Source organism: Pustulibacterium marinum (assembly GCF_900116665.1).
GTDB classification, from domain to species: domain Bacteria; phylum Bacteroidota; class Bacteroidia; order Flavobacteriales; family Flavobacteriaceae; genus Pustulibacterium; species Pustulibacterium marinum.
Genome location: NZ_FPBK01000015.1, coordinates 77567 through 84073 on the forward strand (window position 1 = coordinate 77567; position 6507 = coordinate 84073).

The window sequence follows — 6507 nt, forward strand, 5'->3', positions numbered from 1 at the left end:
TTCTTTTGTTGTTACTACACTATGACTCCAGCTGCAGCTCTGCTTCCGTAAAGTCCGGTAGCTTCGTTATCATTTAAAGTTGTGATATTCGCTATTTCCTTTTCAGAAAGTGATTGTATGGTAGCTTCATCAACAGGAACTCCATCTAAAATATAAAGTAGAGACGGTTTGTCATAGTTACTTGCAGCTCCTCGTATTTGAACGCCTGGAATTCTACCACTTATAGCTCTTGAAACTCCATAACCTGAAACTACAACTTCATCCAGTTGTTCAGCACTCATTTGCAAATTAGCATTGATCATAGAGGCATAAATAGGTGTTTCCACACTTTCAAAGCCAAGGAATGAAAATTCTAGTGTTTCACCTTGGGTAACATCTATGGCATATTTTCCGTCAAAATCTGTCTGTGTTCCAGTTGATGTGCCTTTGATAATCACATTAACTCCAGGAAGTGGTTCACCATTTTCATCTCTTACCACTCCAACAACTTTCTTAACAAAAGGATTAAATTTTCTAGCAGAATTGCTCACTACTTTTTCTTTTTTGTATTGATACGGATTTGTGAAATTTAAATAATGTGGTTTTATCGTTGGCATTTGTGTATTCATGTTCGGATCGGCAGTTGAAAGAACCACTTTCACATGATTCCAATCTTCTCCGGTATCTTGATACACATGCGCTTTGAAATAGATATCTAAATTTTCCTCGGTAGCATTTGTTTTGAGATCATAAACCGGAAACCAACCCGCATTGGCTACATTATAAATAAGCTTTAAAGTTAGTTTTTGATATCTGTCGGAACTCAAAGTAAGGGTAATGACTCCTTTTTCTTCCTTGTTTTTGGAAGACAAAATATTGAGCTCTTCAGCATGGCTATTCATTACAGTTATGATACTATCTTTTTCATGGATATAATCTTAAGAAGCGGTGTGAATTTCAGCGATTCGCTTTCTATAATACGTGGCAAATTGTTGTAATTTTTCCAAAGAAACATTTGCATCTGAAGCTTGTAGTTTTCGGTTTGAAGTCAGTAAAGTTTCTTCTTCATTCAACCCGTTTAATAAACTTTCTAATACCGCAATAGCTCTTTTTTGATCTTCAATATTTCTTTTTATAGTGCTGATTTTTTCATTATCCTTCTTAGAAAATAGAAATGAATGTCCATATTTTACCGAGGTAATCGAAGCAGATTGCAATCCTGCAATTTGAATGGAGTTTTCATCAACAAAAGGAGAGAGATTTGTAAATGTTAGTGTTGTGGTTTCTTCATTCAGAGATATTATACTGTTGCGTTCTATTTGAGCTCCGGTTAAATAAACGGTCGATTTTACAATTTCAGAAGTAACTTCCTTTTCTGGTGGATTTGCAAATCCGAAGCATATTGAGAGTAGGTTGATAAGTAAAATTTTCATTTAGCTTGATTTTTAAATTCAACTAAATGTAAATTGATATATGCCTGTAGGAAAATAGCAATGAGTAAACAAGCTTTTCTGTTAAGTCAACTCTCCATTTTAACTAGCCTAAATGTTCTTTTGTATGGTTTATAGCTTCTTCGCTATTTTTAAAATAACAGACTCTAACGCCAAGTTTTTCAATTTCTTGTAATGCCTTCAAAACCTCTTTATTTTGATGCTTTCCTGTTTGACGTAAATAAACTGTACTAATATTATTTGGGAAAATTTTGCTCAAATCTCTATAAATAAAAGCATCTTTTTGAGAGTCATCTCCAAGTAAAACGAAGCGTAATTCAGGATAAAATTCGACTAAATGATTTATTTTATGGTATTTATGATCATGACTTCCACCGCCAGTCAAAAGAAAATCCGAAACGCCATTTTTTATTTGTTTCAATTGTAAAACAGCTTTTGGAAACTTATGTAATTCAGTAAATTGAACAATAAAATCATATAAATTCCATTCACTACTGCTTACATAAAAAAAAGCATTGTTGGTATCGTTATCTTTTCTGCCCAATCTGTTTAGTAATCTATAATGCTCCACTACACCATCAAAAACATGCCGTTTTTCAATATTCTTTGTAAGCATCACGTATAATTTTTTGAATACATTACCAGAGTGCGAAATGAGAAAAGTATCATCAATATCGCTAATTACGCCATATTCCCCAGGAAAAGGTTTTACAAATTCGCCTTCCTTTTGTACACTTTCATTATTAGATTCAGCAGTAATAGAAAACGTATGCCAACCACTGTCAATTGACTTTTCGTAAGGAATAGTCATAAGAAAATAACCATCGTTTAAAGTAGAAGTTTTCACCGTTAGGTCATTAAATTGAAAGATGACTTTTGCATTTTTTACGGTTTGAATTCTGAACATTTTTAGTACAGTTTTGGCATGCCTATACCATTTTTGATTCAGGTTGAAAGTATCTTGAGCACGCCTTCTGAAAACATGACCACATACTACAATTTTTCGTTCATTGGCATAACTACGGTAAATTTTTAAGTCGAGCTTCATATTTAATTAAGGAAAATCTAACGTTTACAAACTGATCAATTCTTTAATTTTAAAGAGTTAATAAATAAAAGGTTATGAAGTTTTTATTGGTGGTAAATCCGATTAGTGGAGATAAAGATAAGGATGCTCTTCTGAAAGAAGTTAAATCTTATGTTAAAGATGGTGATGATCTAACGATTTATAAAACCACGGGAGAAGATGATTTACAGGCTATTAAGAAGGAATTGGAGCAAGTAAATTTCGATAGAGTAGTGGTTGCGGGAGGAGATGGAACCGTAAAATTAGTGGCGGAGGCTTTAGAAGAAACCGAATGTTCTATTGGAATATTACCAGCAGGTTCTGCAAATGGTTTGGCTAAAGATTTAAATTTGCCCGAAAAGGAGGAAGAATTTATTCCGATAGCCTTGTATGGAAAAACCAGAAAAGTGGATACTATTTTAATCAATGATCAACTAGGATTGCATATCAGCGATTTTGGATTGAATGCAGAATTAATTCGTGAATACGAGAACAGTTCCCTTCGTGGTAAGCTCGGCTATGCGGTAAATAGCGTAAGTACTATCTTTAAAAATGATGCACCTTATACTTTTCATATAAAAACTGATACTGAAGAATTTACTAAAGAAGGAATTATGCTTGCTTTGGCCAATAGCAAGAAATTTGGAACCGGAGCAGTGGTGAATCCAGATGGAGAAATTGATGATGGTATTTTTGAAGTGTTACTTTTTAAAAAAATAGATTTGGTGGAAATCATCAAAGCACTTAACAATGCAGATGAACTCTCAGAAGATTTTGTTGAAATATTTCCGGTAAAATCAGCTGTGATAACAACCGAGAAAAAAATTCCTTTTCAAATTGATGGTGAATACTGTGATTATTTGACAAAAGTAGAAGCTAAAATTCTTGAAGGAAAGCTAGAACTTGCTGTTGCGTTATAATCGGTATTTAGCACAAATTCTAAAGGTATCATATTCAAAATCTTTAAAACCTTTTTGAAATCTGAACTCAAAATTTAATCTGTTTTCAAAAGTTGTACTTGCTATGAATCGGTAAACTTTTGGTTGATCTCCATTACCAATATATCCGTTGTAACCTCCGTATGCATTATTGATATCAAATTTTGAGAAGGTAGTATGAAATCCAATTCCGTAAAGGAAGGAATCGTTTTGTTTAAACGTGGTTTCGTAAGTTTGGTATGCATAAAAACCTAGCATTCCGTAAGGTCTGAACGATTTTATAAAACTATTTTCTATTTCAAAAGTTTTTCCGGCAGAAACATCGAAGAAATACCCAGGAGCATCGGTGTATCTTGCCATTTTCAACTTTGAACCTGATGCCGTTTTTAGGTTGATTGTTAAAACTAAATCAGGCAGCCACCAATGATCTCTTAATAATTGAATATACGTACCAATATACACATCGCCAATAGCAGATCCCGATGGATCATGAACTACTACTTTTCTTTCCGCTCTTGTGATAGAGTCAGTACTAAAATATTCATAAGGAACTAGCTGAATATTCAATCCAACTCTATTGCTAAAAAGTCTAATGTAGGATTCTGTATATAGGTTTCGGGTAATATCACCAACGCTTTCTTGATATTCACCACCAAGTTTTACATAGGTATATTTGGGTAATAACCCATCTTTTATTTTAGGGACTGGCAACGCATTTGGACCCAAATATTTTGCAGACATGCTCATGTCAACTTGGTACGGGTATAGTCCATCTTGAGCATAGCTTGTATAAATAGAAAAAAAATAGGAGAAAAAGATAAATATTAGAAGGTTAGGTAGTTGATTTTTCAAATTATGAGTTTTAAAATTTCAAATGCTAAAATAATTTATATTTTCTAAACAGATTTATTGGGATAAAAAAAATCCGAAGACTTTATAAATCTTCGGATTTTCAATATCAAAATTGAATGATTCTTATTTTAAAGAACCAACCATATCTTCTGGTTTTACCCACTCGTCAAACTCTTCTGGAGTTACATAACCAAGGTTTACAGCCTCTTCTTTTAAAGTTGTTCCGTTTTTGTGTGCGGTGTTTGCAATTTCAGCAGCTTTGTAATAACCAATTTTAGTATTTAAGGCAGTAACCAACATCAAACTATTGCTTACTAATTCTTTAATTCTAGTATGGTTTGGTTCAATACCTACAGCACAATGCTCTTCAAAACTAGCACAAGCATCACCAATTAATCTAGCAGATTGTAGCACATTTGCAGCCATTACAGGTTTGAAAACGTTCAATTCATAATGTCCTTGAGTTCCTCCAACAGTTACGGCTACATCGTTACCCATAACTTGTGCACAAACCATAGTCATAGCTTCACATTGAGTAGGGTTCACTTTTCCTGGCATAATAGAACTTCCTGGTTCGTTTGCTGGAATAATGATTTCGCCAATTCCACTACGAGGACCAGAAGCCATCATACGAATGTCGTTAGCTATTTTATTTAAAGAAACCGCTAATTGCTTTAGAGCTCCATGTGTTTCAACCAAGGCATCATGTGCAGCGAGTGCTTCAAATTTGTTTTTGGCAGAAACAAAAGGAAGTTCTGTAAAACTAGCAATATATTCAGCAACACGCTTTGCATATCCTTTTGGAGTATTGATACCGGTACCAACAGCAGTTCCACCTAAAGCAAGTTCAGCAAGATGATCTAATGTGTTTTTCAATGCTTTGATTCCGTGGTCTAATTGTGAAACGTAACCAGAGAACTCTTGTCCTAGAGTTAAAGGAGTAGCATCCATCAAGTGAGTTCTACCAATTTTAACTACATCTTTAAACTCTTCTGATTTTTTTTGAAGGGTGTTACGTAATTGTTCAACTCCAGGAATGGTAGTTTCTATGATTACTTTATATGCAGCAATATGCATTCCGGTAGGAAAGGTATCATTTGATGATTGTGATTTGTTTACATCATCATTTGGTGCCAATGTTTTTTCACCTTCACCAATTACTTTTCCTGCTAGTTGATGAGCTCTGTTTGCAATTACTTCATTCACATTCATGTTTGATTGCGTACCAGAACCTGTTTGCCAAATTACCAAAGGAAATTGATCACTGTGTTTACCTTCTAAAATTTCATCACAAACTTTAGCAATTAAATCTCTTTTTTCTACAGATAGAACTCCCGCTTCACAGTTTGTGTAAGCTGCGGCTTTTTTAAGATAAGCAAATCCTTCAATGATTTCTACTGGCATAGATGCAGCCGGACCAATCTTAAAATTATTTCTAGAGCGTTCTGTTTGGGCACCCCACAGCTTGTCTGCAGGTACTTTTACTTCGCCCATGGTATCTTTTTCAATTCTAAATTCCATAAGAATAGTATTGTAATTAGTTTTTAATAACGCTAACAAATTTAAGCAATAACTTACTATTTAGATTGATAAAAGTCAGTAAATAAGTTAGAAAGAAATTCTTTTCTTAAAGATTTTAAGAATCCATAAATAAACTTATATTTGTGTCTGAATTCAAAATTCCGGAAATTATGTTTGAATTTGATCAGTACTTAGGCTTTTTAGCTGTTATGGGAATCGCAACTATAGGATTCTGGTTAATGATCTTTTTGTTAACCTTTGTAGTACCTTATTGGTTAGGTGGTTCTATCATAGAGCTAATTAAAGAAAAGCGAGAAGCTAAGAAAGCTAATCAAGCGTAAAATAAAAAAGAAGCCATTTGGCTTCTTTTTTTATTCTAGGCGGGTAAATACCCCGAGGCTTGCCTCGCGTGAAAAAAATAGTAATCTTTGAGCGTGAGCTCAAGTAGACATTTTCATAAAAGTCATAATGTGTCTTTGTTATTATACCATTTGGTATGTTCAACGAAGTATCGTCGATTGGTATTGAGTCCAAAAGTTGATCGAATATTAAAAAGAACTTGTATCGAAATTGAGGATAGATATGAAATTCACTTTTTGGAAATAGGTTCAGACAAGAATCACGTTCATTTTCTGTTACAGAGTGTTCCAACCTACAGTCCAACAAAGATTGCCAGAACAATTAAAAGTATCACTGCCCG

8 protein-coding genes are annotated in these 6507 nt (G+C 33.8%); 3 read left to right on the forward strand and 5 right to left on the reverse strand.

What is annotated here, in order from left to right:
- Window positions 1–14: 14 nt before the first annotated feature.
- The 3 genes from BM383_RS16105 to BM383_RS16115 all read right to left on the reverse strand — a co-directional run bounded on the left by BM383_RS16105 (window position 15) and on the right by BM383_RS16115 (window position 2478).
- Complete coding sequence (locus tag BM383_RS16105; RefSeq protein ID WP_093026174.1) at window positions 15–881, reverse strand: DUF4139 domain-containing protein; 867 nt, start codon at window positions 879–881, stop codon at window positions 15–17.
- A 36-nt stretch (window positions 882–917) separates the two neighbouring features.
- Complete coding sequence (locus BM383_RS16110; protein ID WP_093026175.1) at window positions 918–1412, reverse strand: DUF4140 domain-containing protein; 495 nt, start codon at window positions 1410–1412, stop codon at window positions 918–920.
- Window positions 1413–1515: 103 nt separating this feature from the next.
- A complete protein-coding gene (locus BM383_RS16115; protein WP_093026176.1) occupies window positions 1516–2478 on the reverse strand; it encodes an App1 family protein in 963 nt (320 codons plus the stop codon).
- A gap of 74 nt (window positions 2479–2552) precedes the next feature.
- On the opposite strand from BM383_RS16115, the gene BM383_RS16120 reads away from it, so the two are divergent.
- The gene (locus BM383_RS16120) at window positions 2553–3416 is read left to right on the forward strand and encodes a diacylglycerol/lipid kinase family protein (RefSeq protein ID WP_093026177.1); all 864 of its coding nucleotides are present in this window, start codon (window positions 2553–2555) and stop codon (window positions 3414–3416) included.
- On the opposite strand, the gene BM383_RS16125 is transcribed toward BM383_RS16120, so the two are convergent.
- Both BM383_RS16125 and fumC read right to left on the reverse strand, forming a co-directional pair.
- Entirely contained in the window at window positions 3411–4175 is a 765-nt protein-coding gene (locus tag BM383_RS16125; RefSeq protein WP_177229150.1) for a hypothetical protein, read from the reverse strand. The genes BM383_RS16120 and BM383_RS16125 overlap by 6 nt on opposite strands.
- A 234-nt stretch (window positions 4176–4409) precedes the next feature.
- The gene (fumC, locus tag BM383_RS16130; protein WP_093026179.1) at window positions 4410–5807 is read right to left on the reverse strand and encodes a class II fumarate hydratase; all 1398 of its coding nucleotides are present in this window, start codon (window positions 5805–5807) and stop codon (window positions 4410–4412) included.
- Between the two features lie 143 nt (window positions 5808–5950).
- On the opposite strand from fumC, the gene BM383_RS16135 reads away from it, so the two are divergent.
- On the forward strand, window positions 5951–6148 hold the full coding sequence (locus BM383_RS16135; protein ID WP_143106448.1) for a hypothetical protein: 198 nt from the start codon (window positions 5951–5953) through the stop codon (window positions 6146–6148).
- Window positions 6149–6241: 93 nt separating this feature from the next.
- Window positions 6242–6507, forward strand: a 266-nt coding sequence (gene tnpA / locus BM383_RS16140; protein ID WP_245766608.1) for an IS200/IS605 family transposase, incomplete at its 3' end; no start/stop codon positions are given.

Excerpts from the sequence above, each read along its gene's own strand:
- fumC (WP_093026179.1), bottom strand. The coding sequence starts at position 5,807 with ATGGAATTTAGAATTGAAAAAGATACCATGGGCGAAGTAAAAGTACCT.
- BM383_RS16115 (WP_093026176.1), bottom strand. The coding sequence starts at position 2,478 with ATGAAGCTCGACTTAAAAATTTACCGTAGTTATGCCAATGAACGAAAA.
- BM383_RS16110 (WP_093026175.1), bottom strand. The coding sequence starts at position 1,412 with ATGAAAATTTTACTTATCAACCTACTCTCAATATGCTTCGGATTTGCA.
- BM383_RS16125 (WP_177229150.1), bottom strand. The coding sequence starts at position 4,175 with ATGTCTGCAAAATATTTGGGTCCAAATGCGTTGCCAGTCCCTAAAATA.
- BM383_RS16105 (WP_093026174.1), bottom strand. The coding sequence starts at position 881 with ATGAATAGCCATGCTGAAGAGCTCAATATTTTGTCTTCCAAAAACAAG.
- BM383_RS16120 (WP_093026177.1), top strand. The coding sequence starts at position 2,553 with ATGAAGTTTTTATTGGTGGTAAATCCGATTAGTGGAGATAAAGATAAG.